At 50.7% G+C, this 26,985-nt stretch carries 28 protein-coding genes and 1 other annotated feature; of the genes, 6 read left to right on the top strand and 22 right to left on the bottom strand.

Annotated elements, in window-relative coordinates; all coding sequences use genetic code 11:
- Positions 1 to 77 precede the first annotated feature (77 nt).
- From AC0YOA_RS29600 to ilvB, 11 genes are all read right to left on the bottom strand, one after another.
- Complete coding sequence (locus AC0YOA_RS29600; RefSeq protein WP_475789679.1) at positions 78 to 1,505, bottom strand: anti-sigma factor domain-containing protein; 1,428 nt, start codon at positions 1,503 to 1,505, stop codon at positions 78 to 80.
- Positions 1,502 to 2,332 carry an RNA polymerase sigma factor SigI gene (sigI, locus tag AC0YOA_RS29595; RefSeq protein WP_475789678.1) on the bottom strand — a complete coding sequence of 277 codons (831 nt, stop codon included), beginning with the start codon at positions 2,330 to 2,332 and terminating at the stop codon, positions 1,502 to 1,504. The genes AC0YOA_RS29600 and sigI overlap by 4 nt, the downstream gene beginning before the upstream one ends.
- 100 nt (positions 2,333 to 2,432) lie before the next feature.
- The gene (locus AC0YOA_RS29590) at positions 2,433 to 2,858 is read right to left on the bottom strand and encodes an FH2 domain-containing protein (RefSeq protein WP_210045499.1); all 426 of its coding nucleotides are present in this window, start codon (positions 2,856 to 2,858) and stop codon (positions 2,433 to 2,435) included.
- A 216-nt stretch (positions 2,859 to 3,074) separates the two neighbouring features.
- Entirely contained in the window at positions 3,075 to 3,623 is a 549-nt protein-coding gene (locus AC0YOA_RS29585; protein WP_210045498.1) for a peroxiredoxin, read from the bottom strand.
- A 246-nt stretch (positions 3,624 to 3,869) separates the two neighbouring features.
- Positions 3,870 to 4,949, bottom strand: coding sequence for a 3-isopropylmalate dehydrogenase (gene leuB / locus AC0YOA_RS29580; protein WP_475769043.1), 1,080 nt, complete (start codon positions 4,947 to 4,949; stop codon positions 3,870 to 3,872).
- 261 nt (positions 4,950 to 5,210) lie between these two features.
- Positions 5,211 to 5,873: a response regulator gene (locus AC0YOA_RS29575; RefSeq protein WP_475789677.1), complete on the bottom strand. Its 663-nt coding sequence runs from the start codon at positions 5,871 to 5,873 to the stop codon at positions 5,211 to 5,213.
- A complete protein-coding gene (locus AC0YOA_RS29570; protein WP_475789676.1) occupies positions 5,870 to 7,231 on the bottom strand; it encodes a sensor histidine kinase in 1,362 nt (453 codons plus the stop codon). The genes AC0YOA_RS29575 and AC0YOA_RS29570 overlap by 4 nt, the downstream gene beginning before the upstream one ends.
- Positions 7,232 to 7,435: 204 nt before the next feature.
- Positions 7,436 to 8,980 carry a 2-isopropylmalate synthase gene (locus AC0YOA_RS29565; protein ID WP_475769040.1) on the bottom strand — a complete coding sequence of 515 codons (1,545 nt, stop codon included), beginning with the start codon at positions 8,978 to 8,980 and terminating at the stop codon, positions 7,436 to 7,438.
- A 191-nt stretch (positions 8,981 to 9,171) separates the two neighbouring features.
- Positions 9,172 to 10,164 carry a ketol-acid reductoisomerase gene (gene ilvC / locus AC0YOA_RS29560; protein WP_210045493.1) on the bottom strand — a complete coding sequence of 331 codons (993 nt, stop codon included), beginning with the start codon at positions 10,162 to 10,164 and terminating at the stop codon, positions 9,172 to 9,174.
- A 134-nt stretch (positions 10,165 to 10,298) separates the two neighbouring features.
- A complete protein-coding gene (gene ilvN, locus AC0YOA_RS29555) occupies positions 10,299 to 10,784 on the bottom strand; it encodes an acetolactate synthase small subunit (RefSeq protein WP_210045492.1) in 486 nt (161 codons plus the stop codon).
- Positions 10,781 to 12,526, bottom strand: coding sequence for a biosynthetic-type acetolactate synthase large subunit (gene ilvB / locus AC0YOA_RS29550; RefSeq protein ID WP_475769039.1), 1,746 nt, complete (start codon positions 12,524 to 12,526; stop codon positions 10,781 to 10,783). The genes ilvN and ilvB overlap by 4 nt, the downstream gene beginning before the upstream one ends.
- Positions 12,527 to 13,237: 711 nt before the next feature.
- Between ilvB and AC0YOA_RS29545 the strand changes: the two genes are divergently transcribed.
- Positions 13,238 to 13,693: a GNAT family N-acetyltransferase gene (locus AC0YOA_RS29545; RefSeq protein WP_475789675.1), complete on the top strand. Its 456-nt coding sequence runs from the start codon at positions 13,238 to 13,240 to the stop codon at positions 13,691 to 13,693.
- 27 nt (positions 13,694 to 13,720) lie between these two features.
- Here AC0YOA_RS29545 and AC0YOA_RS29540 read toward each other — a convergent pair whose 3' ends face one another.
- The 5 genes from AC0YOA_RS29540 to AC0YOA_RS29520 all read right to left on the bottom strand — a co-directional run bounded on the left by AC0YOA_RS29540 (position 13,721) and on the right by AC0YOA_RS29520 (position 17,062).
- Positions 13,721 to 14,077, bottom strand: a complete 357-nt coding sequence (locus AC0YOA_RS29540) for an eL33 family ribosomal protein (RefSeq protein ID WP_475789674.1) — start codon at positions 14,075 to 14,077, stop codon at positions 13,721 to 13,723.
- Between the two features lie 309 nt (positions 14,078 to 14,386).
- The gene (gene rplT / locus AC0YOA_RS29535) at positions 14,387 to 14,746 is read right to left on the bottom strand and encodes a 50S ribosomal protein L20 (protein ID WP_210045488.1); all 360 of its coding nucleotides are present in this window, start codon (positions 14,744 to 14,746) and stop codon (positions 14,387 to 14,389) included.
- A 52-nt stretch (positions 14,747 to 14,798) separates the two neighbouring features.
- A complete protein-coding gene (gene rpmI / locus AC0YOA_RS29530) occupies positions 14,799 to 14,999 on the bottom strand; it encodes a 50S ribosomal protein L35 (protein ID WP_475789673.1) in 201 nt (66 codons plus the stop codon).
- Positions 15,000 to 15,026: 27 nt separating this feature from the next.
- Complete coding sequence (gene infC, locus AC0YOA_RS29525) at positions 15,027 to 15,569, bottom strand: translation initiation factor IF-3 (RefSeq protein ID WP_379219634.1); 543 nt, start codon at positions 15,567 to 15,569, stop codon at positions 15,027 to 15,029.
- Between the two features lie 5 nt (positions 15,570 to 15,574).
- Positions 15,575 to 15,739, bottom strand: a sequence feature (ribosomal protein L20 leader region).
- Between the two features lie 84 nt (positions 15,740 to 15,823).
- Positions 15,824 to 17,062: a glycosyltransferase family 2 protein gene (locus AC0YOA_RS29520; protein WP_475789672.1), complete on the bottom strand. Its 1,239-nt coding sequence runs from the start codon at positions 17,060 to 17,062 to the stop codon at positions 15,824 to 15,826.
- Between the two features lie 706 nt (positions 17,063 to 17,768).
- Here AC0YOA_RS29520 and AC0YOA_RS29515 point away from each other — a divergent pair.
- Positions 17,769 to 18,326 (top strand): phosphatase PAP2 family protein, encoded by a 558-nt coding sequence (locus AC0YOA_RS29515; protein WP_475789671.1) that lies wholly within the window; start codon positions 17,769 to 17,771, stop codon positions 18,324 to 18,326.
- On the opposite strand, the gene trmB is transcribed toward AC0YOA_RS29515, so the two are convergent.
- Both trmB and AC0YOA_RS29505 read right to left on the bottom strand, forming a co-directional pair.
- A complete protein-coding gene (gene trmB, locus AC0YOA_RS29510) occupies positions 18,245 to 19,027 on the bottom strand; it encodes a tRNA (guanosine(46)-N7)-methyltransferase TrmB (RefSeq protein WP_475789670.1) in 783 nt (260 codons plus the stop codon). The two genes, AC0YOA_RS29515 and trmB, sit on opposite strands and share 82 nt — an antisense overlap.
- Before the next feature lie 161 nt (positions 19,028 to 19,188).
- On the bottom strand, positions 19,189 to 19,392 hold the full coding sequence (locus AC0YOA_RS29505; protein ID WP_210045483.1) for a hypothetical protein: 204 nt from the start codon (positions 19,390 to 19,392) through the stop codon (positions 19,189 to 19,191).
- Between the two features lie 311 nt (positions 19,393 to 19,703).
- On the opposite strand from AC0YOA_RS29505, the gene mnmL reads away from it, so the two are divergent.
- Genes mnmL through AC0YOA_RS29485 form a run of 4 tightly spaced genes read left to right on the top strand, consistent with a single transcriptional unit; the run spans position 19,704 to position 22,723 of the window.
- Entirely contained in the window at positions 19,704 to 20,669 is a 966-nt protein-coding gene (gene mnmL / locus AC0YOA_RS29500; RefSeq protein WP_475789669.1) for a tRNA modification radical SAM protein MnmL/YtqA, read from the top strand.
- 7 nt (positions 20,670 to 20,676) lie between these two features.
- Entirely contained in the window at positions 20,677 to 21,297 is a 621-nt protein-coding gene (gene mnmM, locus AC0YOA_RS29495) for a tRNA 5-(aminomethyl)-2-thiouridylate-methyltransferase MnmM (protein ID WP_475789668.1), read from the top strand.
- Positions 21,298 to 21,318: 21 nt separating this feature from the next.
- The gene (locus AC0YOA_RS29490) at positions 21,319 to 21,714 is read left to right on the top strand and encodes a VOC family protein (RefSeq protein ID WP_475789667.1); all 396 of its coding nucleotides are present in this window, start codon (positions 21,319 to 21,321) and stop codon (positions 21,712 to 21,714) included.
- A 40-nt stretch (positions 21,715 to 21,754) separates the two neighbouring features.
- On the top strand, positions 21,755 to 22,723 hold the full coding sequence (locus AC0YOA_RS29485; RefSeq protein ID WP_475789666.1) for a type I phosphomannose isomerase catalytic subunit: 969 nt from the start codon (positions 21,755 to 21,757) through the stop codon (positions 22,721 to 22,723).
- Positions 22,724 to 22,913: 190 nt separating this feature from the next.
- Here the strand turns inward: AC0YOA_RS29485 and AC0YOA_RS29480 are convergent, their stop codons facing one another.
- From AC0YOA_RS29480 to AC0YOA_RS29465, 4 genes are all read right to left on the bottom strand, one after another.
- Entirely contained in the window at positions 22,914 to 23,903 is a 990-nt protein-coding gene (locus AC0YOA_RS29480) for a C40 family peptidase (protein ID WP_475789665.1), read from the bottom strand.
- A 482-nt stretch (positions 23,904 to 24,385) separates the two neighbouring features.
- A complete protein-coding gene (locus AC0YOA_RS29475; protein WP_475789664.1) occupies positions 24,386 to 24,634 on the bottom strand; it encodes a hypothetical protein in 249 nt (82 codons plus the stop codon).
- A gap of 278 nt (positions 24,635 to 24,912) precedes the next feature.
- On the bottom strand, positions 24,913 to 25,821 hold the full coding sequence (locus AC0YOA_RS29470) for a cation diffusion facilitator family transporter (RefSeq protein WP_475789663.1): 909 nt from the start codon (positions 25,819 to 25,821) through the stop codon (positions 24,913 to 24,915).
- A gap of 419 nt (positions 25,822 to 26,240) precedes the next feature.
- On the bottom strand, positions 26,241 to 26,747 hold the full coding sequence (locus AC0YOA_RS29465; RefSeq protein ID WP_210045475.1) for a zinc ribbon domain-containing protein: 507 nt from the start codon (positions 26,745 to 26,747) through the stop codon (positions 26,241 to 26,243).
- Positions 26,748 to 26,985 lie beyond the last annotated feature (238 nt).

Genomic DNA, 26,985 nt, shown 5'->3' with positions numbered 1-26,985 from the left:
GTCCCTGTTTCGGGATGAATCTGTAATATTGTGGAAAATACCACTTATATCGGGACGTTTCTGTAATATTCTGGTTATTACTGCTTATTCCCACCCGATCGCCGATCATCGGAGCCTCCTTGGATTCCTCTCCCTTTTGCGTCAAAATCGCGGCCTTTGGAAGTGTCTTTTGCCTCTTCCCGCCCGCGTCCTTGTTTGGAATCCGATTGGCCGTCCCGGGAGCGCTCCTGCTGATGCTGCAGATTCCCGCCCCTTGTGGTCCCATAGCTTCTATTATTCAGCCCGTCCCGGTTATCGCTGCTGCGATGCCGGCTGCTGTCCAGGTTCTTACTGCTGCCGCGCTGGTTATTAACCTTATCCTGTTTCTGATTGGAGTTATCCTTATCATGCCTTTTCGGGATGGGATGCTTCTTATCTGCAAGTGCCCCGTTTGCCTCATTTGGATGCAGCGCCGTATTTACCTCGCTCCCCTTCCTTGGCAAAGTTTTGCTGGTATTCGCTTTGCTGGCGGAGCCTTCTTTATCCCCGGAATCCTTGCTGGCAGCCGCTTCTTTCTTATCCTTGTTATTTCCCGAGGGTGCAGCATCCTTCTCACTTGTCCCGGGCTGCTTCTCCTTATCCGCCGTTTGCGACTGATCAGACGCAGTATCTTTCACCTGGCTTTGCAAATCCTTCTCCTGCTTCAGCAGCTCCTGGAGCTGCTTCTTGTTCTGATCAGGCTGAACCTTCTCCGTATCACCGACAACCGCTTTGACTCCTCCCCAGTCCTCTGTGGTGTGGGAAATTGAATGTTTCTTCAATTCTTCTACGGTAACCTCATGCCCCTGGCTTTTGGCCAGCAAATAAACAGCCATTTTTCCGGTAGATATCCCCTGTTCATTGGCTTCATCTCGCACTTCCTTCGGCGCAGACAACGTCGTCACTTCAACATGGGCTTCGCTTGGCAGAGAGGATTCGGCCAACGCCTTTTGAACTGCTTCATCCATATGCTGCGTCAGCAGCGATTCGTAGAATACGTCGTCATCCTGCCTCATCATAATGCTTGTAATGACAATATTGCCTTCATGATTTGCAAAATAAGGCCTGGCTTGAATACGCTCCATGATCGACTCCGTCACCTGCTCCAGAGGCAAATCACGGAAGGGAAGATCTGTAATGACAGCAGCTCCCGCCTGATTCAGGGCGCGAAGCTCAATCACGCGCTCGCTCTCGTCAATTCCCAGCTCCAGACTAGGATTGATATCCATTGTCAAATATGCGGCCACAGCCGAATGTTCCTTGAAGGGTATCAGCAGCAAAGGTATGAGAAGAAGAAGCGTGAGCGCGACGGCCAGCGCGCTTAAGCGGTATATGCTGCGCGGACGATTCCGTCTGGCATTCGCCGGAAAAGTTATCTCTTCGCCGATGGATGCATCCGGTTTGAAAGGCACCCGATAGAATGAGCCATCAGGCGTCAGCACGATCAAATGACGTTTGCCTACCTCCATTATGATTCCGCGATTCATACTCTCTCTCCCTTCGACGGCGCTGCTTCCCTGTAAGATGATAGAACGGGTTCCAAATAATGCTGGAGATAAGGGTAATCCCCATGCTGCAGCACAGCTAGTGCAATCAGATATTTGCGATTCCGCTCAATGGTTTTTCTCGAAACTCCGGAAACCTGACAAAGCTCTTTGACCGGTAGCTTGCGGGTCGTTTTCAATGTCATGTACATCCCTGGATCCGAAGCCAGACTGCAGCTAATCGCAATCAGCATCTGCCGGGAATCCGTATGCTTAGGCGATAAATCCGGCAAATCCATAAAGGAAATGCCATACATTTGCAAATTGCGGTTATATTCAGCAATTTCCATTTTCCTGGAGTCCGCCTCTTGAGAAAGCTGATAGCGGTGAACCGATTCCCGCAGTTCAATGGGATTTACATTTTGTCCCTCTTCATCCAAACTATCAAAAGCGCTGTAGGGTACACATAAGTGATGGCGCTGTTCTTTTCGCACATAGTCAATAAGCCTGCGCCGGATCACCGTTTCGACAAAGCCGAGAAACGATTTTCCTGCCTGGCTTGAAAATTGCTCAATCGCCTCGTTGAAGGCGCTGAGCGCAATACTGAACTCATCATCCCGTAAGGGATCTATGTATCTTTTGCAAAAACGGCTCGTAACTTTAGCGATATACGGCTTATAGGCAGCGATGAATTCATCGCGCGAAGCTTCACCGGAACGGATAAGCTCCACCATCGTCTCGGGACTGGCCCTGTCGTGCTTCTGCGGCGGCAAGCCGGCCCCGTGTTTGCCGAATAATCGTTTAAATACGACGAGTAGCAACCATTCCACCTCACCTTACATGCTTCGTGCTGATCCTCTGTCTTGAGGGGGTGTTAACACCCTGTCCTTATCAAAGAAAAAAGCCCCCTTGACAAGGAGGCGTAAACCGTTAACAATATCCTTCAGATGTCCGCCGCTTACGAAGTTTGTTACGCCGCTGGCTTAGCGTTCCCAGCCTTCGTTTCAATTCCGTTTGCCAAGCTTCATCAGAAATTTGTTTAGCAAAGCAGAGCAGATCAAGTGCCATATCGATCTGATTTTGTACGACGTCCATGGGATCCTCGTCCTCGTTGTTTACGCAGTTCTCGAACAGGGTGACATTGTCCTGCTCCACATATTCAAGAAAATCGACTTCGGAAGCACCGTCGCCGTGGGCATATTCAGCCAAGATTTCATATTCGTTCTCAACCATATGATGAATTTCCACTCGATGACATACCGGACAGAATAAAATAGGAACATTATGAATATGTGTACGAAAATGTTTTAACGTACCGTTTGTGCCAATCATGCTTGCACCGCAACAGAAACTCATGACAGTCTCCCTCCTTACTCCACATTGAACATCTGTAAGAATCAGGTTTTAAACTTTTATAAAGGTATTCGTCACCTATGTTTATAATTCCTGCTTGACTGCGGATTAATACCCGCCCTACTTGACCGGTCTTCGTTTGCCACAGGCGGGGAATACGGCGAAAACCCGGCAGTCTCACTGAGACTGCCGGGTTTTATTGATTAATAAAGGAAAAATTTATTTCGCAACCAGATGTTTGTCGCCTGGTTTCCAGTTGATCGGGCACAAGCCGCCGGATTGCAGCGCCTGCAGAACACGAAGCGTTTCTTCAACGCTGCGGCCTACATCGTTATGGTTAACGACTTGATATTTGATTTCGCCTTCCGGATCGATGATGAACAGGCCGCGAAGCGCGATGCCTTCTTCTTCGATCAGGACGCCGTAGTCGCGGGCAACACTTTTCGTGATGTCTGCGGCAAGAGGGAAGTTCAATTTGCCAAGACCGTTATCGTTAACAGGTGTATTGATCCAAGCGCGGTGGCTGTGTTTGCTGTCTACGCTGACACCCAGAATTTCGGTTTTCAGCTCGCTGAATTGGCTTGCTGCTTCACTAAGAGCAGTGATTTCTGTCGGACACACGAAAGTGAAATCCAATGGATAGAAGAAGAGCACTAACCATTTGCCTTTGTAGTCTGCAAGGGATGCATTGCCGAAATCTTGTCCATTTCCAGTCACGGTTTCCAAAGAGAAATCAGGAGCCGGACGACCTACCAAACGTTCTGCCATTTGTGAATACCTCCTAAGTTTTTTTCGCGCTTTTGCTTCTGTGACCACTTCCGCTTGTGCGGCAGTCAGCCCCGAAAAGCTTGCGCTTGATTATTCGGCGCCTCCCTTCACCCAGTCCCGATTGGTACGGATGACCGGATTTGGGAATTGCATGCGCCTGAAGAATTCTTGCCCTGTTTAAAATCCTAACATCACTTTGTAACAAAGTCAAGAATGAAATAATTACTTTTTAATAATTATTATAAATTATTTCTTCATAGCGGCAATAATCAAATCGCCCATGGCAACGGTGCCGATCGCCTTGCTTTTATCAACCGCGATATCTCCCGTACGGTGGCCGGCGTTAAGCACGGATTCAACGGCATCCTCGATCGATTGCGCAGCATCCTTATAGTCAAAGGTCAGTCTGAACATCAGCGCAACGGAAAGAATAGTCGCGATCGGATTGGAAATGCCTTGTCCCGCAATATCAGGCGCAGAACCATGTACCGGCTCGTAGAGGCCGAAGCTTCCTTCGCCCAGGGATGCGGATTGCAGCATACCGATTGAACCGGTCAGCATCGCCGCTTCATCGCTCAGAATATCGCCGAACATGTTTTCCGTTACAATAACATCGAAGCTTGACGGACGGCGGAGCAGCTGCATTGCGCAGTTATCGACCAGAACATGCTCCAGCTCCACATCGGGATAGTCAGGGGCGATCCGGTTCACAACCTCGCGCCACAGGCGGGAGGTTTCCAGTACGTTCGCCTTGTCGACCGATGCCAGCTTCTTGCGGCGTGTCCGGGCAATCTCGAACGCCTGGCGGACAATGCGCTCAATCTCCGTTACATTGTAAACGCAAGTATCCACGGCTTCTTCGCCGCCTGCACCCTCGCGGCGGAATTTCTCGCCAAAATAGATTCCCCCGGTAAGCTCGCGCACAACAATCAGATCTGTGCCTTCAAGTACTTCAGGCTTCAATGTAGAAGCTTCTTTGAGGCAGTCAAATACAGTTGCCGGACGAATATTGGAGAACAGGCCGAGCGCCTTGCGGATGCCGAGCAGTCCGGTTTCGGGACGAAGCTCCTTCGGATTGTTATCCCATTTGGGTCCGCCAACCGCTCCAAGCAGCACTGCGTCGGCCCCCTTGCAAATGTCGAGCGTTTCCTGAGGCAGCGGAGTGCCCTTCTCGTCGATGGCGATACCGCCGAACAAGCCATGCTCGGTTTCGAACCGGTAACCGAACAGCTCCTCGGTTCTCTTCAATACTTTAAGCGCCTCGGCTACAACTTCCGGTCCGATTCCGTCGCCCGCGATGACCGCTATTTTTTTCACGTCTGCCATAATGGTAATGAACTCTCCTTTGAATGGGGCTGCTGCCGCTCTTAAGGACGCGATGCGTTTCGCTTCCGAAGCTGACAGCCCTTTTGATTATGATTCTCAGTCTATGTTCAGTTGTACCATATTTCCGCGCATAAGACAAAGATATTAAAGCTATGACTTTTATAGGCGTTACGCATAAGCTTATAACCTGCAGTTAAGAGTAAACGGGCTTATTTTGCTTCTGCTTTCGTGGAATCATCTTTGGGCAGTTCTACGCAGTCTCTAGAACAACCCCATGTCCTTGGCTTTTTGGGCAGCATCCTTGCTGCTTTTGCCGCCCAGCTTGCGCAAAATATTGGTTACATGATTTTTGACTGTACGCAGCGACAAAAATTCCTTCTCCGCAATCTCGGATTGACTGTATCCTTCGTGAATCATGGACAGCAGCTGCAGCTCTGAAGGAGTAACCTGCCGCTTGAACTTATCCACCTCGTATTCCCGCTCCAGATGCTTCAGGCGCCGGAACTCTTCCAGCATCTGGCGGGCTGCGGAGGCATCAATAGACGAGTGATCGGCTGCCGCCTTGCGGACGGCTTCGGGGATTGTCGAGAAATCCGATTTGACCAGGTAATTAACCGCCCCGGCACGGAACGCTTCCACAACGAATGCTTTATCGTCCATAGAGGTCAGCATAATAATCCGCGCATCCGACGACAAAGGGAGCTCTCCTGCAAGTCTCAGCCCATCAGGGCTGTCGGCAAGCATAATATCAAGCAGGATGACATCCGGTTTCACCTCACCCGCACGCTGCAGTGCATTTTCCGCCGTATCCGCCTCCGCGGCCGTACTCATGTCAGGCTGACTGTTAATGTAGGCGGCCAACCCTCTGCGCCAATCGGGATCATCTTCCACAATCATCACTCGTATGCGGTTAACATCTGTCATCGCCATGCTCCTTTTGCCTGTTTAATCGCTGGAAAATGGAAAGACACTACAGTTCCCCTGCCGGACTCGCTTTGCAATTTCAGTTCGCCGCCCTGCCGATGCATCAGCTGGCTGCAGTATGCCAGACCAAGCCCGAAATTCATGGCTTTGCCGCTTTTCGTCGTAAAGAAGGGATCTGTGACTTTGCGCAGATGCCGCTTTTCGATCCCCACGCCGCTGTCGCGTACCTCAATGGTGCTGCCGCGCTTTCCGCCAATCACTCTCACTCTGAGCTCTCCGCCTTCCGGCATCGCTTCAACCGCGTTGGATAGCACATTGTTGATCGCCTCAGCCGTTTGTGCGGGATCAGCCAGAACAGCAGCTCCCTCATCATAGTCGGCATGAAGAACGATCCTGCCCTGGAGCCGGGGCTTAAGCGCCTTCAACTGCTCGCGAACCAGGGGAGCGAGACTGATCTGCTCCGGCTGCAGCCGGAGCTCCTGGGTGCGCTCGTGCACGCTGCGGATCATTTCCTCGATGTGCACGGCAGCAGATCCGATGACGCGGATATCATCCCGCAGCTCCTGATCCGGTTCAGCCGCCCGCTCGATTTTGTCGCTGAACAGCTTGATTTTGCCAATGTCATTCTTGATGGCGTGATTGAGCATGGCTGTGCCGCTTGTAATCGCCCGCAGCGAGAAATCCAGTCTTTTGCGCTCAATAAGAAGCTGCACCCCAAGAAAACCAAAATTAAACAACGCTATTATAAAAACAACAAATGCAAAGGCGATTGGCCACACATTATAACGCCACATGCCATAAACGCCGAATAAAGGCATCAGATAATTCATAAACAGCGCAATCAGGACCGCTGGAAGGACCGCGGCCATCATCACCGCATGCGCCCGCCGGTCAGCCGGATGGCGGTCACGCTTCATAAGGAGCAGTACGGCTCCCAGAATCAAATAGGGAATTGCCCATATCGCCAAAAGTCCAAAATGGACAGGTGTATTCGAGGTGACCGGAACCGCGAGCATCCCCACGGGGAACAGCAGCGCTGCGATTGGAAGCTTCCTGGCGTAGGAGAATGGAATCGCCCCTATATGATAGGCGGAAGCAAAGCAAAGAAATGCGTATGGCAGAACATAATAGCTTATCCAGGAGCAGCCCCGCTGAAGAATGCGCAGCAGCTTCTCACGATCGTCATTGATCAGCCCGGATTCAAGCCAGGCCAAAATCCAGCCATCAAGATTGGAGGCCAGTGCGCCAGTCCCGCCACAGAACGCGACCAGACTGAGCCAGCGAACGGCGACGCTCTTCCGGTTGGTTGCCATCAGCAAGGCAGATGTGGTCCACAGCGCGATCCAAACAAATAACATCCGCTTTATGATCCTCCCAAAACATATATACCCCATTATAGCATGGGTTCATAGACCTAAGCGGGGAAAAAACGAAGACAGGGTGGAGACATGAAGTGCTATATATTCTGAAAGAACCAAAAAAAAACGCTTCAGCTCCACCAATCAAAGGGGAGGCTGAGGCGTTCTCTGTTTGCGGTCATGCTATAATTACGGACTCCGGCTTTAAATCAGGCTCATCTTATCGCGCCGGCCCGGCGACTTGCGTTTATCGATCAAACGATTAAGCGCATCGATATAGGCGCGTGCGCTGGCTTCCAGAATGTCGGTGCTCAGGCCGCGGCCCTGCGCCGATACGCCTTCCTGACCAAGCACGACATGGACCTCGCCAAGCGCGTCCTTGCCCTGTGTAACAGACTTGATCGAGTAGTCTTCCAGCTCGACCACTTCTCCGGTCACCGCGTCAATCGCATTGTAGATCGCATCGACGGAGCCGTTGCCCTCCGCTTTTTGCTCCCTTACACCGCGCTCCTCAATGCTGATACGGACAGTGGCGCTTGGCACCGACTGGTTGCCGTAGCTGACCTGGATCGTCTCCAGCGTAAAGACTTCGGGCGTATCCACCAGCTTCTCCTCAAGAAGCGCACGAATATCCTCATCGCTGACATCCTTCTTCTTATCGGCCAGATCCTTGAATTTCGCGAACGCCTTGTTCACGGACTCCTCGTCCAGTTCATATCCCAAATCGATAAGCTTCTCGCGGAAGGCGTGCCGTCCGGAGTGCTTGCCAAGAACAAGCTTGGATTCCTTCAAGCCGATAATATCAGGGGAAATAATCTCGTAGGTCGTTTTCTCCTTCAGCATGCCGTCCTGATGGATTCCGGATTCATGCGCGAACGCATTTGCTCCCACGATCGCTTTGTTGCCAGGTACGACCATGCCGGTCAGCTTGCTGACCAGACGGCTCGTCTTGGCAATTTCGCTCAGCGTGAGCGACGTCTTCGCCTGGAAGAAATCAGCGCGCGTCGCAAGCGCCATCGCGACTTCCTCGATTGCGGTATTGCCCGCACGCTCGCCAATTCCGTTAATGGTGCCTTCAATCTGATCGGCGCCGTTCAGAATCGCCGCCAGCGCATTGGCTGTTGCCATTCCCAAATCATCATGACAATGCGCGCTCAGCTGAATCTTCTCGATGCCCGGAACCTCCGATTTCAGCGTTTTGAATATATGGCCGAATTCGGACGGATTCATATAGCCCACCGTGTCCGGAATATTAACGACCGTCGCACCGGCGCGAATGGCCATCGCCGTTACTTCACAGAGAAAATCAAGCTCCGTGCGGCCGGCATCCTCCGGGGAGAATTCCACCTTATCGAAATACTGTTTCGCATAACGGATCGCTCTCTCGGCTGTTTCCAGCACCTGCTCCTTCTCCATCCGCAGCTTGTGCTTGCGGTGAATCGGCGACGTAGCCAGAAACAAGTGGATGCAGGGATCCTGCGCTCCTTTCAGCGCTTCCTTGACCGCGTCAATATCCTGCTCCCGCGAACGGGCCAGGCCGATGATTGTCGCGTTCTTGACGGCGCGCGCAACCGCATTAACAGCCTCCAGGTCGCCTGGCGAGGCGGCAGGAAAACCGGCTTCAATCCGGTCGACGCCCAGCTTCTCCAGCTGCAGGCCGATTTCGACCTTTTCTTTCGTGTTCAGGTTCACACCGGGTGATTGCTCGCCATCGCGAAGCGTCGTATCAAATACATAAATTTTACGCAAGTCGTACACCTCCATGAACGGAATGATCCCGGATGGCGAGACGCCCCCCTCATTTGCCAGGCAGGCAGTGCGGGGAGCGTCCCGATAATCCGGGATAAGATGCAACCGTATTTAAGAAGAAAAACAAGCCAGCCGTTCACATAGCGTGAACGACGCAGCCTTCTTTCCCCGTCAGCTCATTCAACAGTCGATTACTTCTTGATCCAGTGCATCAATTCACGAAGCTGTCCGCCGACAACCTCGATTGGATGCTCGGCTTCGTTGCGGCGTGTAGCCGTCAGCATAGCGCGGTTGGATTGGTTCTCAAGGATGAAGTCACGGGCGAAACGTCCTGTTTGGATGTCTTCCAGAACGGCTTTCATCGCTTTTTTCGTTTCGTCTGTTACAATGCGAGGTCCGGAAACGTAGTCGCCGTACTCAGCAGTGTTGGAGATCGAATCGCGCATGGAAGCAAGTCCGCCTTCATACATCAGATCGACGATCAGCTTCAGCTCATGCAAGCACTCGAAGTAAGCCATCTCTGGCGCGTAGCCGGCTTCAACCAGCGTTTCGAAGCCTGCTTTAACCAGTGCGCTTGCTCCTCCGCAAAGTACCGCTTGCTCACCGAACAAGTCGGTTTCGGTCTCTTCACGGAAAGATGTTTCGATAACGCCTGCACGAGTACAGCCGATACCTTTTGCATATGCAAGGCCGATTGCTTTGGCATTGCCTGTAGCATCCTGCTCGATTGCGATAAGCCCTGGAACTCCAAAGCCTTCTACATAGGTGCGGCGAACCATGTGGCCCGGCGATTTAGGAGCGACGAGCAGTACATCGGTATCTTTATTAGGGATAATTTGTCCAAAATGAACGTTAAAGCCATGGGAGAACAAGAGAGCCGCGCCTTTTTTCAGGTTTGGTTCAATTTCTTCCTTGTACACTTTGGCTTGCGTTTCATCAGGCATCAGGATTTGTACGACATCAGCGATTTTCGTCGCTTCCGCTACGGATAACACTTCAAAACCGTCGTTTTTAGCTTTGTCAGCCGATTTACCGGAACGAAGACCGATAACCACTTTCAAACCGCTGTCGCGCAGGTTTTGTGCTTGTGCATGTCCTTGGCTGCCGTAACCGATAACGGCGATCGTTTTACCTTGCAGAACGCTTTGGTCTGCATCTTTTTCATAATACAATGTAACTGCCATTGATAATAAAGCCTCCTTTAATTTGACCCTTTTGAGCGGGTGTTAAAGGAGGGATGGTCGGAATAAAGCTGCTATCCCGAGCTCCCCCGCTTTAACTCCCGCCCAAAATGGCGGTTCATGTTTAGCTTCTTCTACTACTTGGCGCTGCCGCGGATCATAGCGGTTACGCCCGTGCGTGACAGCTCGCGGATACCGTAAGGCTTCAGGAGCTCTACCATGGCGTCAATCTTGTCGGTATCGCCGACAACCTGAACCATCAGCGTGCTTGTGCCAATATCTACCACAGCTGCCCGGAACGTATCCACTACTCCGAGAATCTCCGGACGGGATGAGGGTTCGGCATTGACCTTGATCAGTGCCAATTCGCGGCCGACCATAGGGTTGGCGCTCAGATCGATAACCTTGATAACGTCAATAAGCTTGTACAATTGCTTTGTTACTTGCTCAAGCGTGTGATCATCGCCAGACGTGACGATGACCATCCGGGACAAGCCCGGTTCTTCGCTTGTCCCCACGGTGATGCTTTCAATATTGAACCCCCGGCGTCCGAACAAGCCGGAAACGCGCTGCAGAACGCCGGGTTGATCGTTTACGAGTACGGCGATTGTATGTTTCTTCATTCTGAATCCCCCAATAGCATATCATCGATCGTCGATCCTTGCGTAACCATCGGATAGACATTCTCGTCTTTGCGGACGACAAATTCGACAACAGCCGGTCCCGGATGATCCAAGGCCGCAATCCAGGCATCACGCGCTTCTTCCTTGTTCGTCGCACGGAAAGCCTTTACTCCATAAGCTTCAGACAGCTTTACGAAGTCCGGGCTGCCCGCCAAATCAATGTGGCTGGTCCGGTTCTCATAAATCAGCTCCTGCCACTGACGAACCATTCCAAGCACCTGGTTGTTGATAATGGCCACTTTGACCGGTATGTTGTTAATCGCGCAAACCGCCAGCTCCTGTGCGCACATCTGCATGCCGCCGTCTCCATTGATGGAGACAACCAGCCGGTCAGGATGCGCCATCTGGGCGCCGATGGAGGACGGGAATCCAAATCCCATCGTGCCGAGGCCCCCGGATGTGATCCAGGAACGGGGCTGATTAAAACGGTAATACTGCGCCGCCCACATCTGATGCTGACCGACGTCTGTCGTTACGATCGCTTCGCCCTTGGTCGTCTCATGGATCATCTCGATAACCCACTGCGGCTTCAGCACCACTTCGGAATCGACGTAACCCAGCGGATGATCCAGCTTGGACTGCTGAATATGCGCACGCCAGGCATCGGCTTTGGCTGCATACTTCACTTCCTTGTTGGCCTGCTGCAACACGGTTTTGATATCGCCAACGATCGGAATATCGGTAGGAACGTTCTTGCCGATTTCCGCCGGATCGATGTCAATGTGTACAATTTTTGCATTCGGAGCAAAGCCGTCGAGCTTCATCGTTACCCGGTCGTCGAAGCGCGCTCCGATATTAACCAGCAGGTCGGCCCCTTGGATAGCTTTATTGGCTGTAAAGGTGCCGTGCATACCCGGCATTCCCATCCACAGCTCGTGGCCGCTCGGGAATGCGCCAAGACCAAGCAGCGTCGTTGTAATCGGCACGCCCGCTTTGGTGGCGAATTCATACAATTCCTCATGCCCGCCGGAATATACAACCCCACCACCCGCAAGAATGACCGGACGTTCCGCTTCCTCAATGGCTTTGATCATTTTGTCAATTTGCGGCTTCTTCGCCGAAACCGTCGGATTGTAGCCGCGGATGCTGACTTCGTTCACAGGCTTGAACATCGCCTTGTGCGAGGATACATCCTTGGGAATATCGATCAATACCGGGCCTTTGCGGCCAGTGTTGGCAATATGGAAAGCCTCATGGATAATGCGGGGCAGATCCTTAACGTCGCGCACCAGATAGCTATGTTTGGTAATCGGCATCGTAATGCCGGTAATATCCGCTTCCTGAAAAGCATCCGTCCCGATAAAATTCGTCGCTACATTGCCGGTGATGACGACAAGCGGCACCGAATCCATATACGCGGTTGCGATACCTGTCACTAAATTCGTAGCTCCCGGTCCCGACGTCGCTATACATACGCCGACTTTACCGCTTGCACGCGCATAGCCGTCTGCCGCATGAATGGCGCCTTGCTCGTGACGGGTCAGCAGATGATGGAAATCCGAGAATCCATGCATCGCATCATAAATGAACAATACAGCTCCTCCGGGATAACCGAAGACGCAATCGACACCCTCAAGCACCAAGCTGCGAAGCAGCATTTCCGAACCGGTAATGACATCTGGTTTACTCATTCTTTCCATCAATTCTTCTTTTGACCTTAGCGTTGCACTTTGAGCGACCATTAAGTCGTCCTCCTCTCTAGAAAAACAAAAAAACCTTCCGCGCCCTGACGCTTGTTCAGCGTCTAGGGACGAAAGGTATATCTTCCGTGGTACCACCCAGGTTTGTTATTCACTTCGCAGTAAATAACCTCAACAGGTAAGAACGGCGTGCACGCCATCGTTCATACCCTGGCACATTAACGTGTGCCCTACGATTTCCCCTAATACGGTCTCCACTATAAGATGCTTCAATCATCATCCAATCGGGAAAGCTTTTCAGGGAAACAGCTCCGAGGTGAGCTCGTTGGAAAGGGTTTTTGGCGACGGTTGCAGCAAATCCGTCCGCTCTCTGAGCAAAAGAGCCCTTAACACTTCGTCCTCTTCATAGCAGATACATTATTTTGAGAATATCAGAACAAAACCTGCTTGGCCGTTCCGATATTTCCGGAATATAACGCTTATCATCCATGACGACACATAGCCCAGCCCGATACTTCGTGCCAGCGATTACTTGCGTCATATGATGAGCTTCGTCTTGCTTACAGCTTATTATATGCTTCGGCACCGGGTTAGTCAAGAACCATTATAAGCTTCTGCCGAAGCAAAAACTTAAGAAATCCATCCTTGCACTGCGGAGCAATTCCCGGCGTCCGTACATAAGATGGTAAAGCATTATAAAAGCCGGTATCAGCAGCTGCAAATTCAAGCCTGGCCGAAAGCGGGTTGATCTCATTGATTAGACGTAGACGGGCGCGGACCGATGATCCCGAGATTATCCGCCTGATAATCAGGGAACTGATCCCACTTTCCTATACGACATCCCCCAGGGATGCGCAAGCAATCCGCGATCTGCCCAAGCGGCTTCGTGACGGCGTCACCTTCGTCGCTGCACGAACAAAAACGAGCACGCCGATGGGCTTCGTCCATCTCTATGTACGAGGTGAGACGCTGCTTTACGACATGCTCGCCGTTCATCCCCAGCATCGGGGAAAACAGCTGGGAACCCAATTGATGGCACAAGGGGAAGCATACGGACGGATTCACAAATGTAAAACAGCCCGGTTATTCGTGGATTACAGCAATCCCCGCGCAATGCGGCTTTATACCCAGCTCGGCTATAAAACCGTCCGTGAACTGCCAGATTATCAATGCTATGAAATGAACAAATCATTGACAACTTCTTTTTAACTCCCCCGAGCTGCAAAACGGCAGTTATTAATAAAAGTTTTTAAATCCCGGCTGGCAGCATGGGCCTCCAAAGCCGCCGCCGAAGCCGCCGCCATAAGGGCCTCCAAAGCCGCCGCCACCGAAGCCACCGCCGAAGCCACCAAAGCCACCGCCGAAGCCGCCGGCAAACGGAAGTGTGCCGATTGCCAGTAAATCAAACAGTACGAGCGGCAGAATCGCTTTGGTCTTGACTGATTTTGCTTTATCTTTGCCGGCCGGACGCAAATAGAGCTTATTCTGATGGACGCGGACGAGCTTGCCCGTCCGTACCGAGCCGTCTTTGCGAACCGCATAAACGGTTTTGCCAACAAGTTTACGAGCTTGCTCATTGGAGACGCGTTGCATATGCAATCCCTCCTCTAATTTTCTTGCGAACCTTTACTTCCGGCATCCCGCTGCATAGGGCCTTTCGCATGAGGCGCCGAAAGCTTAGTTGTCCTATATAGCGTATTCGGAACCGGCTATTAGGGACTGTACCGTTGTCCATAAGGGACAAAGATAGGCCGTCCGGTTGTCCTGTTTTTAGTTACTTCTTTGAGCATAGGCAGCGGGATAGGGTCATATGCCTTGAATTCCGGAATTTCAATGGACACAACAAAAAAGAGCCTGTTCCATTGATGGAAGGCTCTTTTTGTTTCATGCTATGTGTAAACGCTACGCGTTTACTTTCTCTTTTGCAATGCCTGCAAGCGAGTTGAATGCATTAATGTCATTGACGGCAAGGTCAGCGAGCATTTTGCGGTTCACTTCAACTCCAGCTTGTTTCAAGCCGAACATGAACTTGCTGTATGACAGCCCGTTCAAACGTGCTGCAGCATTGATACGAACGATCCACAGTCTGCGGAAATCGCGTTTGTTGCGACGACGGTCGCGGTATGCGTAGAGCAGCGATTTCATCACTTGCTCTTTTGCTGTTTTAAACAGGCGATGCTTGGAGCCGAAGTAGCCTTTAGCCAGCTTCAAAACTCTTTTACGACGACGTGCGCGGACAAATCCGCCTTTAACTCTTGCCATGAATAGAAACCTCCCGAATGTTGGTTATGCTTATGTTTACTCTCGTAATGTACTATTTCAAGTTTGAAAGACCTTGCTTCAAGCGGCGTACATCGCCTGCTGCCATAAGCGGCTGCGTTGCCAGTACGCGCTTTTGACGGGGCGACTTGCCGGAGAGCAAATGATTGCGGAACGCCTTGAAGCGTTTCACTTTGCCGGTTCCGGTGATTTTGAAGCGGTCTTTCAAACTGCTGTGTGTTTTCATTTTAGGCATTTGATGATCCTCCTCATAGATTAAACGTTAGTTGGTTGTTTTAGGCGCCAATATCATGATCATGCTGCGGCCTTCAAGCTTCGGCATACGTTCCATCACGCACAGATCGGCAACTTCCTTCGCCAGCCGGTCAAGAATTTTCTGACCGACGGAAGCATGCGTAATTTCGCGGCCGCGGAAACGGACGGAGCATTTCACTTTGTCGCCTTCACCCAGAAACTTCACAACATTGCGGAACTTTGTCTGGTAGTCGTTCTCGTCGATATTGGCACGGAACCACACTTCCTTGGTGTCCACAATCTTCTGATTCTTGCGGGCTTCCTTCTCTTTCTTCTGCGTTTCATAGCGGAATTTGCCATAATCCATGATGCGGCAAACCGGCGGTTTCGCAGTGGGCGCAATGTTAACAAGATCCATGTTTAAATCGATTGCCATTTGCAGCGCTTCACGAAATAATTTGATTCCGATTTGTTCTCCCTCGGCACCTACTACACGTACCTCGCGGGCCCGAATTTCATCGTTGATTTGATGTTCCCTGCTAATAACCTGCCACCTCCAAATTTTGCGAATCACAAACAAAATAAAAAATGCGGATCCGCACGGACCCGCATTCCATTAACCAAGATTGTAGGCATTTCAATCATCGCCACTTTCTAGCGGCGAGCCTAAATCAATCATCGATCGCGAACCAGCCAGCCGACTGCCGGACAGGTGAGAAGCGGGTGCTTCTGCTTTTGCTTAACACCAGACATGCTGGCGCTACCGAGTTAATATAGCATAACAATCCAATTGATGTCAATCGTCAAATGACAAGCGAAGTCAGATCAGATCTGTTTGCTTTGCACTTCTTCCAGACGAAGCACACGCGTATGCTGGGTATGGCTCCATTGCTTGTTGTTTTGTGTAAAGAAAGCATAGAACGTAATAGGCAGCCATGAGAGCTGGAATACGATCATGGACAGCAGATGCGCATACATCTTGCCGGATTTGATGCCTTCCAGAATCATCACGAGCGGGAACATGACCGCTGTTGCTGAGATCGCAACAATCGGCACCCAATACGGCAGGTAATAATAAATCGACGTAAATGCATTATGGGCAGGAATTATATTATCCATCCAGAGCATCGCTGTCGCTACAAAGCCGATAAAGGTATTGTACACCGAGATGGAATACAGTGCGGCATCGAATTTCACAAAATTGCGCTCCTTGATGCTCGCCCACAGCAGCGGGAAGAAGTAATGCCGCGCTACTGTAAAGTGCCCCTGCATCCAGCGCAGACGCTGGCGTGATGAAGCCTTGAAGGTCAGCGGCTTCTCGTCGTATACCTTGGCGTCGTAATTAAGTACCGGGTGAATGCCGCGTTTTACACACCGCATCGAGAACTCCAAATCCTCTACCAGGCTGGTTGCTCCCCAACCCATTTCCTTCAACAGCTCGGAGTCAAAGCACATGCCTGTTCCTCCGAGGTAGTTGGCCATGTTCAGGTTTCTGCGGGACAGCTGCCACAGCCGGTTGCAATACCAGTACGTGATAGCATACGATGCTGTAACCCATGAATCGGCAGGATTCTTCGTATCCAGATAACCCTGAATGACTTTCTTGCCTTCACAAAGGTCATTATTCATGTGGACGAGGAAATCGTTACCGACCAGGTTGTCGGCATCAAACATGACGATCGCATCATACTGGCGGGGCATGCCCCACAGCTCCTTGAGCATCCATTCAATCGCATGTCCTTTGCCGCGCAAATGCGGATTTTTCCTCTCGCAGGCATGAACGCCATGGCTCCGTGCAATGTCGGCGGTGGTATCTGTGCAGTTGTCGCAAATGACAAAAATATCGTAAAGTTCTTTTGGATAATCAAGCTTTTTCAGGTTTTCGATTAATGCCCCGACCACCTGCGCCTCATTGTGAGCGGCGACAAGCACTGCGAATGACTTTTGCGGTTTGTGGTTGAGATGTCTCTTTTTTCTGACGATACCGAATAACGAAATTGTAAACTGGTAAACACCGACGAAAGCCAAGAAGATCTGGAAAAAAATTAAAAGAGAATTGACCATAACTTTTACTGCCCCCTTGAGACCCCATTTTTCATATTCTCTCTGTTTTTTGTTGCGTGCGTTGTTCATTGATGCGGTTTTATGTTTGTTTTCCGCAGCCATAATGATTTTCCACACAATTATTCTTTTTGTCAAAAGCGCAAATCGCCTTTTTTCGGTCATGTAAGCTTGGAAAAGGGCTTCCATAACCATTCAATGAGCTCAAACCATGTTTTTCTGTCGTTACTCCCTTATTTTGACTCATTTACGAAAAATGCTGCCCATTTACTTAACGAAAATACAATGGGAAAAGTTTCATCCAAGCCTGTTTCCAATGTGACGAAATGATGAACGCAAAGGCATATTTCCATCATTCACCATTGGATAGGGCGTTTTGGACAGTATCCTAACTTAAGCTTCTCATGTATCTCCATAACATCTTAACCATCCTATGCCGATTGTAAAACGGAAAATTTCGGTCAAAATACGATTAAATTCTCCTGTCCATGCAAAATAGGCGTTTTTCTTTGAATAAACGCCCCCAAATAGCTCGCAAGATACAAGAAACGAACCGGAACTCTAATTTGCACCCTAGTTCGTATAAGCCTATATGTGGTTAAATAGTGATAAGCAAATGATGCGGATTGACACAGCGTGAACAAATCGGCTGTAAACTGAAAATAAATTCGGAAAATCCAGCTTCGCCTTAAGGAAGGAGGTTTGCTCTGTGAGTCGAGTCGTGTACTGGCTGCAATCCAATGAGCAGCGGATATTTCTGTGGGTGAACCGCGGACCTTCCCATCGGGGTTTGAATAAATGGCTGGGAAGATGGTTGAATATGATCACGCATACGGGCGGCGCGACGTTCACACTAGTCACCGCCCTATTATGCGCGCTGCTGGCCGCCGAGCCCTGGCACACCGCTGGGTGGCAGGCGGCGATTGCAGTCGCCATCAGCCATTTACCGGTCGCGCTTGTGAAGCGCAAATTCCGGCGTTTGAGACCGCATCAAGCTCTGCCCAAGGTAAACACAGTGCTCAAGCCATTATGTGATTCCTCATTCCCATCCGGACATACCACAGCTATTTTTGCCTGGCTGATGCCCTGGCTGGCCGCAGAATCCGCTCTGATGCCTCTGCTGCTGCCGGTCGGTCTTATTCTTGGCGTCTCCGTCGGATGGTCGAGGATGTATCTGGGACTGCATTATCCCTCTGACGTTGCAGCAGGGGCCGTACTGGGATCGCTGACCTCGATGCTGGTGTGCGCCGCATGGTCCTTCAACTGAGTCTGCCGCTTGCTTTCCCTATGCGCAGACAAAGCCTCTTGGCCGATGACAACCTCCACCCGGTAGATCGGATTGCCGCGATCGACGAATTTGGCTTCATATTCAGTCAGCACGAGATCGTCGCGCAATCCTTCCTTATGCAAATCGAGTGAAATGCTCCGCATATGAAGCTCCATGTCCGCGAAGCTGTTCAGCGAAAACTCAAACAGGGACTGGGAGTCCGTCTTGAAATGAATTTCACCGAGTGAATTCAGAATCTCGATGTATTTCGACACAAACCGCGAGTGGGTCAGCCTTCTTCGCGCATGTTTGCCTTTTGGCCAGGGATCGCTGAAATTCAAATGTATGCGCTGGATCTCCCCGGGAGCAAAAATGTCTTCGATCGTCTCGATATTAGCACGGACGAGCGCCAGATTCCGCGGATTCTCTTCCCCTTTTTCCGCCCAGGCGATGCGCGCCTTGTCGCTTGCCCGGCGAATCAGCTCGTCGTACATATCAATGCCGATGTAGTTAATCTGAGGATTGCGAACGCTCATATCCGTGATAAAACGTCCTTTGCCCATTCCAAGCTCCACATAAATAGGATGGTCATTGTCAAATAATTCGCTCCAGTGCCCCTTGAGCGGCGCCGCCTCCAAAACGACGAGCTCCGGCTGCGCTTCCAAGCTTTCCCGAATTCCTTTTCTTCCTCTAAGACGCATAGTCGCTTGATTCCTCCAATATCGCTTTACCCTTATTCGTCCTTATTGTGCCGAACAACAGCCCGCTTGTAAAGACCAGCCTCAAATATAAAAAAACAAAAAGCCGATGGCGTCAGAAGTCTCGCCGCTCGGCTTAGGGTGTATATTCAAAAAACCTTCTTTTAATTAAGTATCTGACGGGAATTGCCCTGCGCGCTATCCGATTCATAGGTTTCCACCAAAGCTTCATTCAGCTTCTTGCGAGCTGAAACTTCAATATTATGGTTGCCATGAAAGCGTATACCGGCCAGTGCCATCATTTCCTTGCGCGTCAACTGAATCGTAACCTTCTCGTCCCCTTGGGGAATTTTCACTTGCGTGTTCATCCTGAATCACCTCACGGTTTTTAGTTAATAGAATTTCCAGAAAACCGACAAGCTATGACAAGTGATTGGAATAAGGGTGAAATAACCGAAAATGTTGATTTGTCGCACTTTTAATATAACACTTTATGTAAGGTATTGCAAGCCTTTTTCGTTAATTTGAGCGGTTTTTTTTCCAGTAAATAATAGGGTTCTCCAGTCGTTTAAAACTGGGTTATTATTGAGATGGGGCGGCGGCGTAGCGCTCCGTGCAAATTTTCGATACAATTGTGATTAATGATTGCAAGATGACTTATGCAAGAGGAGAACATGCTATGCAGGCGATTACGCAGATTGACCATCCGGGCGCTGCGCCCAGGCAGTGGTCGGATAAACGGTTCCATACCTGGAACTATGAAATGCGCGAGCAGTTCGGCGGGAAAGTATTCAAGGTCATGCTGGATGCAGGCTTCACCTGCCCCAACCGCGATGGCTCCATCGCTGCCGGCGGCTGCACATTCTGCAGCGCGCGGGGATCGGGAGATTTTGCCGGCAGCCGCCGGGACGATCTGGTCACGCAGTTTAATACGATCAGGGATCTGCAGCATCTAAAATGGCCCGAGGCGCGTTATATTGGATATTTTCAGGCTTATACCAACACCTATGCTCCTGTCGAAGAGCTCCGTGAATATTATGAAGCGATTCTGAGCCAGCCTGGTGTCGTTGGATTGTCGATCGCGACAAGACCGGATTGTCTGCCGGATGATGTAGTGGACTATTTGGCGGAGCTGAACGAACGCACCTATGTATGGGTAGAGATGGGACTGCAGACGGTTCACGAATCCACGTCGCAATTGATCAACCGGGCGCATGATACCGAATGCTATAAGGATGCCGTCGCACGTCTGCGGGCGCGAGGAATACGCGTATGCGCGCATATTATCTACGGGCTGCCCCAGGAAACACATGAGATGATGCTGGATACAGGGCGCGCGGTGGCAGCCATGGATATACAGGGAATCAAAATCCACCTGCTGCATCTGATGCGCAAGACACCCATGGTCAAGCAATATGAAGCCGGTCTGCTGCGTTTTCTTGACCAGGATGAATATATTGGTCTGATCGCCGATACGCTGGAACTGCTCCCTCCGGAGATGATTGTCCACCGGCTGACCGGCGACGCTCCCCGCGACCTGCTTATCGGACCCATGTGGAGCCTGAAGAAGTGGGAAGTGCTCAATGCCATTGATGATGAGCTCAGCCGCCGCAATACCTGGCAGGGCCGGTTATGGGAGGCATAGGCTGAGAATGGGGTTCCTATCCGTTCTGGGCATGGCGCACAAGCTGGCTGCCGACCGCCTGTCGCCCGGAGATACAGCTGTTGATGCGACATGCGGCAATGGCAATGACACTCTGTTCCTGGCCGAGCAGATCGGCCCCCGCGGACGTGTATATGCCTTCGATATTCAGGAGCAGGCTCTCCGGCGCACGAAGGAGCGGCTTGCTTCGGCCCTCCCCCGGGAGCGGCTTCCCGAGCTGTGTCTGATTCATGGCAGCCATGCCGGCATGGCCATGCATATCGAGGAGGATTCCAGGAAGCGCCTGGGCGCTGTCATGTTCAATCTTGGCTTCCTCCCGGGACCTGAGGCCGATACTTCCATTATCACAGAGACCTCATCTACGCTCGCCGCCCTGGATGCGTCCCTTGTGCTGCTTCGTCCGGGCGGCATTTTGACAATCGTGCTGTATCCCGGCCACCCAGGAGGCGATCAGGAAGCTGCTGCTGTGGAGCAATGGGCGTCCTCGCTGCCCCAGGGTGCGGGACAAGCCGTGCTGTACCGCATGCCGCAGAAGCCTTCCTCGCCTTTCCTGCTGGCGGTAGAGAAGAAATCAACCAGACCAAAGACTAATCCCGGGGCAATCGCTTGAAATTATAAGGAGGAATTTATAATGGCTGTACGTAAACTGGAGCATGTAGGCATCATGGTTAAGGATTTGGATCAATCGATTCCCTTTTATACGGAAGTAGTCGGTTTGAAGCATCTGTATACCATGACGCACACCAACGGCATCATTCGTCTTGCTTTTCTCGCGGGGGCTGACGCCCAGGAATCCCAGCTTGAGTTGGTGGAAGGCTACGAAGGAGAGCTGGCTGTTGAAGGCAGAACTCATCATACCGCCTTCACCGTGGATGATGTTGAGGCAGAATTTGCCCGTATCAAGCAGCTTGGCGTTCCATTAAAAGACACCGAAATCACGACATTGCCCAATGGAGCGCGTTATTTTTTCTTTTATGGCCCCGATGGCGAGTTTCTCGAGATGTTCCAGCCTGCCCCTGGCCGATAGAACCGGCACACCACTATACATAAATAAAGGAGAGATCCACTTGACACAAGCTTATCCCCTGCAATTCAAAGCCGAAATGAAAGAACGCATTTGGGGCGGCCGCGCCCTTGAACAGTTTGGACTCGAGCTTCCGGATGGCGCTATTGGCGAAGGATGGATGATCGGCGATCATCCTAACGGTATAACCAAAGTTATGAATGGCGAGCTGGCCGGACTTGGACTTGACGACATCAGAGAAAAATACGGACGGGAATTCTTCGGAACAAAAGGATTTTCCGAGCGCAACGGCCGCTTCCCGCTGCTGATCAAGCTGCTGGATTGCAATGATGACCTTTCCATTCAGGTTCATCCGACTGATTCTTACGAAGGGCTGCCCGCTGGCGAGCTCGGAAAGACGGAAATGTGGTATATTCTTGAAGCCAAACCTGGTGCGAAAATCATCTATGGCCTCAAAGACGGCGTTGACCGCGGCATTCTCGCCAAAGCCATTGAGGAAGGCAAGGTTATGGACTGTCTGCAGGAGGTCCCCGTGGAAGCAGGAGATGCCTTCTATATTCCGGCAGGGACCGTTCACGCTTTGTGCGCCGGTGTCGTCGTAGCCGAAATTCAGCAAAATTCCGATACGACCTATCGGGTGTACGACTACAACCGCCCAGGTCTGGACGGCAAGCTCCGCGAGCTGCATGTTGAAGATTCACTGAATGTCATTGCTTATGGGGGCGCAGGCGCAACCAGGATGAAGACGGATGCGGCCAAGGCCAATGAATGGCTGCAAATTGCCAAATCACCCTATTTTATCGTTGAAAAAGGGTTGGTGCGGGCACCGTGGAAGCTCTCCACGACTGCAGAGAGCTTCGTAATCCTCGTGGTGGCTGAAGGCACGGGAGCCATTGGCTGGAGCGGAGGCAAGCAGGAGATCAAGGCAGGAGAATGCTTTCTGCTTCCCGCCAGTCTCGGCGCCTATGAGCTTGACGGCGAAATGACCGTCCTGCGCAGCACCACTCCTTAGCCTTCGCGCATAATCAGCATTGACTCCCCATGTTTTGCGAGGGCGAGGGTATCCAAGAAGCTATCCGCAGTCCAATAAAAAATCCCCGCCAGAACGAGACCGTTTCGGTCACGCTTCCTGACGGGGATTTATTTTTAATTAGCTATCGGGCTTCAATTTATCCTTATGAGGATGATGCCCGGTTCTATCATCAAATCGCGCTTCCGCCGAACATGAAGCGGTATTCCCAATGCTTGCCGGCAATCGTGTCCGTGCGGACGCCGCCTGATTCTTTGGAGTACGTCTGCAGGATTTGGCCATTGCCCAGATAGATTCCAACATGGGTAATTGTCTGTTTTGATTTATCAATGCCGGAATAGGCCGATTTGGAGGTTCCTTTATAGGACATGAAGAACATGAGATCTCCGCGCTTCAGCTGCTGCCAGTTTGTTGTGGTATGGCCCTTTTGCTTGACATAAGTTCCCTGCTGACGGGAATCTGCCGGCAAAGTAAGGTTGATGCCGTCTTTGAATGCCGTCCGGACAAAATCGGAGCAGTCAAAGGTTGTCGTCGTATTGCGGTCGGAGCCGAACTCATAAGGCGTGCCCAAATATTTCATACCGGCAGCAATCACTTTTTCGACCAGTGCGTTCTGATCGCCGCTTCCGCTGTTTCCATTGCCCGGATTAACAGGAGCCGTCGGCTGTCCGCTTACTTGTATGTACTGCTTGTCCGTGCTGATATATCCCGTCACTCCGTGCGAATCCCTTACGTTGTACCAGTAGGAGTTCGGCTGGCTCAGAATGGTTACTGTTTCACCTCTGGCCAGATAACGCATGCGCGCAGCGCTGGTGGAAGGTCCTTCACGAAAGGAAACGGAGGATATGATTGTTCCTGTTCCCGTACCTGCCGGCGCGCTGCCTCCCGAAGCTGCCGACGGCTTGATATAACGGCTGGAGGTGGACACATAGCCGGTGCTGCCCCCGGCATCTTTCACCTGGTACCAATAGTCGTTGACTTCAGACAATATTTCAACCTTGTCACCGGCATGCAGATACTTCATCACACTGCTGGATGTCGATGGGCCGCTCCGAAAGCTGACCGAGGCTACGATTTCTGCCGATGCTGCCATAGCCGTCAAGGGGACATTCAATAAAGCAATCAGAATAAGGGCCAAAATCATAGTTGTACGCTTTTTCATTCCAGTGATGACCTCCATTTTTGGCTTGCTTTGATATATTCGCGGTGGTTTCAATTCTCATGTTCCGATGGATAACAATTTAGTTCCTTTAGCATATCCCTCCTTGATCTGCCAATTTAGGTCAATCCTGCTCGCCCTTTCCCATTGTACTTTCCACCTGTTTCAAGGATAAATCATACCTTCGGCTTAATTTACCATGGCAGGTATAGGATATTGGGATTATGAAAGCGATTACAGGAATAATAAAAAAAAGCACCCCCGAGGGGATGCTTTTGGAATAAAACCATTGCCAAATCTTACTTTCATGACATTAATATACCTTTTACAATCGGTCCTATATAAGTACTTTGGAACTATTTTATCCCAGTAGTTTTAGTTCCGAGGTAATTGTTTCCATTATCGATCCGGTCTTTCATATTTTACATTTATGGTTCTTTTGCATTAAATTTGTCTCATAATTCATCCATTGGAAATCCTTTCACTTACATGTTCTGCCAAGCCTCGGCACTTGATTGCCAATCCACACGATAGCCCGGCACCTCATGTCCCTTCTGCGTGATATCCATTAATACGTCATAGCGGTTTGTCGCGTCGATGATGGATTGATATTCCCCTTTTTTTATAGAAGGAAACGCAATAATTTCACCGGTATGAAAATAGACATGCAGCAAGGACTCATTTTCGTTATAAGAGCAGAAAGCAATTTGTTTGGATTCCACTGGCAAAAGCATAAAAACGCCTCCTTTGTATCTGAGTATGCACACAGCCTTGCTTGTATCTTTTTCCCCAATGCTGCTGCTTTTATGTTAGAGAAATCCGCTGCCTCAATGAACAGCAACATAAGCCAACTAAAGGCTCTACTGTATCCTTACCCATATTCTCTGGACAGAAACCCATTTTTTTGGAATCATGGAGAAAAAATATCCGTTAGATGGCTATTATATGTTTGGCTCTCCCTCATTAGAATGGTGCAAAAAAAAACCAGCGCTATACGCGCCGGTTAATGCTATCAGGTCTGAGCCGGCTCTGAGCCAGGCTGCGCCCCATCTTCCATTCCCAGAGGCTCCACATGAACATGAACACTCATTATATTATGCTTGCGCTCCATGCGCCGCTCAATCTCATCGCTTATCCGGTGGCTCTCGACAAGCGTCAGCTCCGGATCGACCTGCACTACGACATCGATCAAGACATTGCTGCCATGAACACGGGCTTTAATGTCTTTGATGGAACGGACACCATGTGTGCTCTCAATCGTCCCCCGCAAGGAGTGAAGCTCGTTCTCATTGAAACCATCCGTGAGCGCATGAGTCGAGCTGTAGAAGATTTCCCAGGCCGTTTTGCAAATAATAGCGCCTACTGCCAGTGCAGCCACCGGATCCAGCCACGGCAAACCGAATTGTGCGCCGATTATCCCCACAGCCGCTCCAACGCTGACAAGCGCGTCCGACAAATTATCTTTGGCCGCTGCGAGCAAAGCCTGGTTATTAATCCGTTTGGCCAATCTTTTATTATATATGTAGACACCCGCCATTACCGCTCCGGCCGCCAGCGCTATCCATGCGGAGACTAGACCCGGAACAGCCTTATGATCGGCGAACAAAGACTTGAAGGCATCAATCAGCACTTGAATCCCTACCGTTGCCATAATGAAAGAAGCGATCAGAGCAGCGATCGTTTCCGCACGGAAATGTCCATAAGGATGGTCCTTATCCGGCGGTTTTTGTGAGATCCGCAATCCAACCAGGACCGCGGTCGAGGCGACAATATCCGTCAGGTTATTGAAACCGTCGGCAACAAGCGCCGAGGAGTCAAACCCGTACCCGGCCACGAGCTTGCAGCCCGACAGCACGATATACGCCCCGATACTCACCAAGGCTCCCTTCTCGCCCTGTCTTATCTCCTGATACTGATTCAATGCCAGGCACCTCTTTCTGTTTATGTAACTTACGCTCGTGCCATTTTTTCTGATGTCGTTATCATACTAAACCAATATCGTGTGGGTCTAGAGAAACAGTGTTGGCAAAGACCTTACATTTATGCCGCGGCACAACTTGTTTGCGCCGGCTCAAATTGGCGTTTCCGCCTGCTGCATTCTAGCATATCCGTTCCGGAAGAAAATGAAACTTATGCTGCACAACGACAAAAGAACCCCGCCTCTGGATGTCGGGGAGAGCATCAACTCCTAGGGTATTCACAAAACAATAATATCGTTTATGCCATTCCGCCACAGCTTCCCAGTAACGTTAATTCTTCAAATCATACTTATAGAGGACAAAATAAAAACAGCCTTCCTCGAAGGCTGCCATCGCATGAAATTAGAACAGTGCGCTGTGTTTAATATCCCGGTTCTTCCTCGAGCCGCTCCGGTTCACCGCCCGAGAGCTTATTTCCGCAAGACAGGCAGTGCTTGCTGCTAAGATCATTCTCCGTCAGACAATGATTGCAGATGACACGGATCTCGCCAATCGTGTTCTCAGGTCTTGGCTCCTCAGGAAAAGGCGTCCCGCATCCGGGGCAAAATCTCGTATCCAATGGAACAACAATGCTGCAGGTCGGGCAGGTTTTCTCAAACCGGATATTCTTGATGCGCTCTTCCAGAAACTGAATCTCCTGATTCAGGCCATCCACTTTCAGACAGTGGCTTACAACCTCCTCTTCGGATTGCGCAATATTCCCCTCCTGGTGAGAGGCATGTATAGCTGTTCCAATGAGATAAAATAATTTATCCTTTTCTTTCTCTTTGCCGGATATTTGCGATTTGAGCTTTGTGATTTCTACGGTCTGCTGCGCCTTCCTGGCCGCGTCGCTTGCGCCCTGCTTCATTTTATCGAAAAAAGACATAGCTATCTTCTCCCTCGTTTCGTCAAAATTCTCCTATAATTCTTTTATATTAACACATGAGTATCCTTCAAGCTATGTCTGTGCGGATGATAAGCAGCACGATGAGCGAACGGTTCTTATCCACCTGTTCTATTCGCCATCCCCTTCCTTCGCTTGCTTCAGCAACCGATCCAATCGATTGCCAAGGGAGGTTGAGAGCACTTACTTATTACCGGATCAACAAGAAAAGCGGCTGAGC

The sequence above is a fragment of the Paenibacillus sp. JT22N12 genome (assembly GCF_056269365.1).
Note: the sequence above shows the minus strand (reverse complement) of the source record. Positions and strands in the feature narration are given on the sequence as shown.

Excerpts from the sequence above, each read along its gene's own strand:
- AC0YOA_RS29490 (WP_475789667.1), top strand. The coding sequence starts at position 21,319 with ATGGCTGTACGTAAACTGGAGCATGTAGGCATCATGGTTAAGGATTTG.
- leuB (WP_475769043.1), bottom strand. The coding sequence starts at position 4,949 with ATGGCAGACGTGAAAAAAATAGCGGTCATCGCGGGCGACGGAATCGGA.
- AC0YOA_RS29475 (WP_475789664.1), bottom strand. The coding sequence starts at position 24,634 with ATGCTTTTGCCAGTGGAATCCAAACAAATTGCTTTCTGCTCTTATAAC.
- mnmL (WP_475789669.1), top strand. The coding sequence starts at position 19,704 with ATGCAGGCGATTACGCAGATTGACCATCCGGGCGCTGCGCCCAGGCAG.
- AC0YOA_RS29540 (WP_475789674.1), bottom strand. The coding sequence starts at position 14,077 with ATGCAACGCGTCTCCAATGAGCAAGCTCGTAAACTTGTTGGCAAAACC.
- AC0YOA_RS29590 (WP_210045499.1), bottom strand. The coding sequence starts at position 2,858 with ATGAGTTTCTGTTGCGGTGCAAGCATGATTGGCACAAACGGTACGTTA.
- AC0YOA_RS29465 (WP_210045475.1), bottom strand. The coding sequence starts at position 26,747 with ATGTCTTTTTTCGATAAAATGAAGCAGGGCGCAAGCGACGCGGCCAGG.
- trmB (WP_475789670.1), bottom strand. The coding sequence starts at position 19,027 with ATGCGTCTTAGAGGAAGAAAAGGAATTCGGGAAAGCTTGGAAGCGCAG.
- AC0YOA_RS29520 (WP_475789672.1), bottom strand. The coding sequence starts at position 17,062 with ATGGTCAATTCTCTTTTAATTTTTTTCCAGATCTTCTTGGCTTTCGTC.
- AC0YOA_RS29570 (WP_475789676.1), bottom strand. The coding sequence starts at position 7,231 with ATGTTATTTGTTTGGATCGCGCTGTGGACCACATCTGCCTTGCTGATG.
- AC0YOA_RS29480 (WP_475789665.1), bottom strand. The coding sequence starts at position 23,903 with ATGAAAAAGCGTACAACTATGATTTTGGCCCTTATTCTGATTGCTTTA.
- AC0YOA_RS29575 (WP_475789677.1), bottom strand. The coding sequence starts at position 5,873 with ATGACAGATGTTAACCGCATACGAGTGATGATTGTGGAAGATGATCCC.
- rplT (WP_210045488.1), bottom strand. The coding sequence starts at position 14,746 with ATGGCAAGAGTTAAAGGCGGATTTGTCCGCGCACGTCGTCGTAAAAGA.
- ilvN (WP_210045492.1), bottom strand. The coding sequence starts at position 10,784 with ATGAAGAAACATACAATCGCCGTACTCGTAAACGATCAACCCGGCGTT.
- AC0YOA_RS29505 (WP_210045483.1), bottom strand. The coding sequence starts at position 19,392 with ATGAACACGCAAGTGAAAATTCCCCAAGGGGACGAGAAGGTTACGATT.
- ilvB (WP_475769039.1), bottom strand. The coding sequence starts at position 12,526 with ATGGTCGCTCAAAGTGCAACGCTAAGGTCAAAAGAAGAATTGATGGAA.
- rpmI (WP_475789673.1), bottom strand. The coding sequence starts at position 14,999 with ATGCCTAAAATGAAAACACACAGCAGTTTGAAAGACCGCTTCAAAATC.
- AC0YOA_RS29600 (WP_475789679.1), bottom strand. The coding sequence starts at position 1,505 with ATGAATCGCGGAATCATAATGGAGGTAGGCAAACGTCATTTGATCGTG.
- ilvC (WP_210045493.1), bottom strand. The coding sequence starts at position 10,164 with ATGGCAGTTACATTGTATTATGAAAAAGATGCAGACCAAAGCGTTCTG.
- AC0YOA_RS29585 (WP_210045498.1), bottom strand. The coding sequence starts at position 3,623 with ATGGCAGAACGTTTGGTAGGTCGTCCGGCTCCTGATTTCTCTTTGGAA.
- mnmM (WP_475789668.1), top strand. The coding sequence starts at position 20,677 with ATGGGGTTCCTATCCGTTCTGGGCATGGCGCACAAGCTGGCTGCCGAC.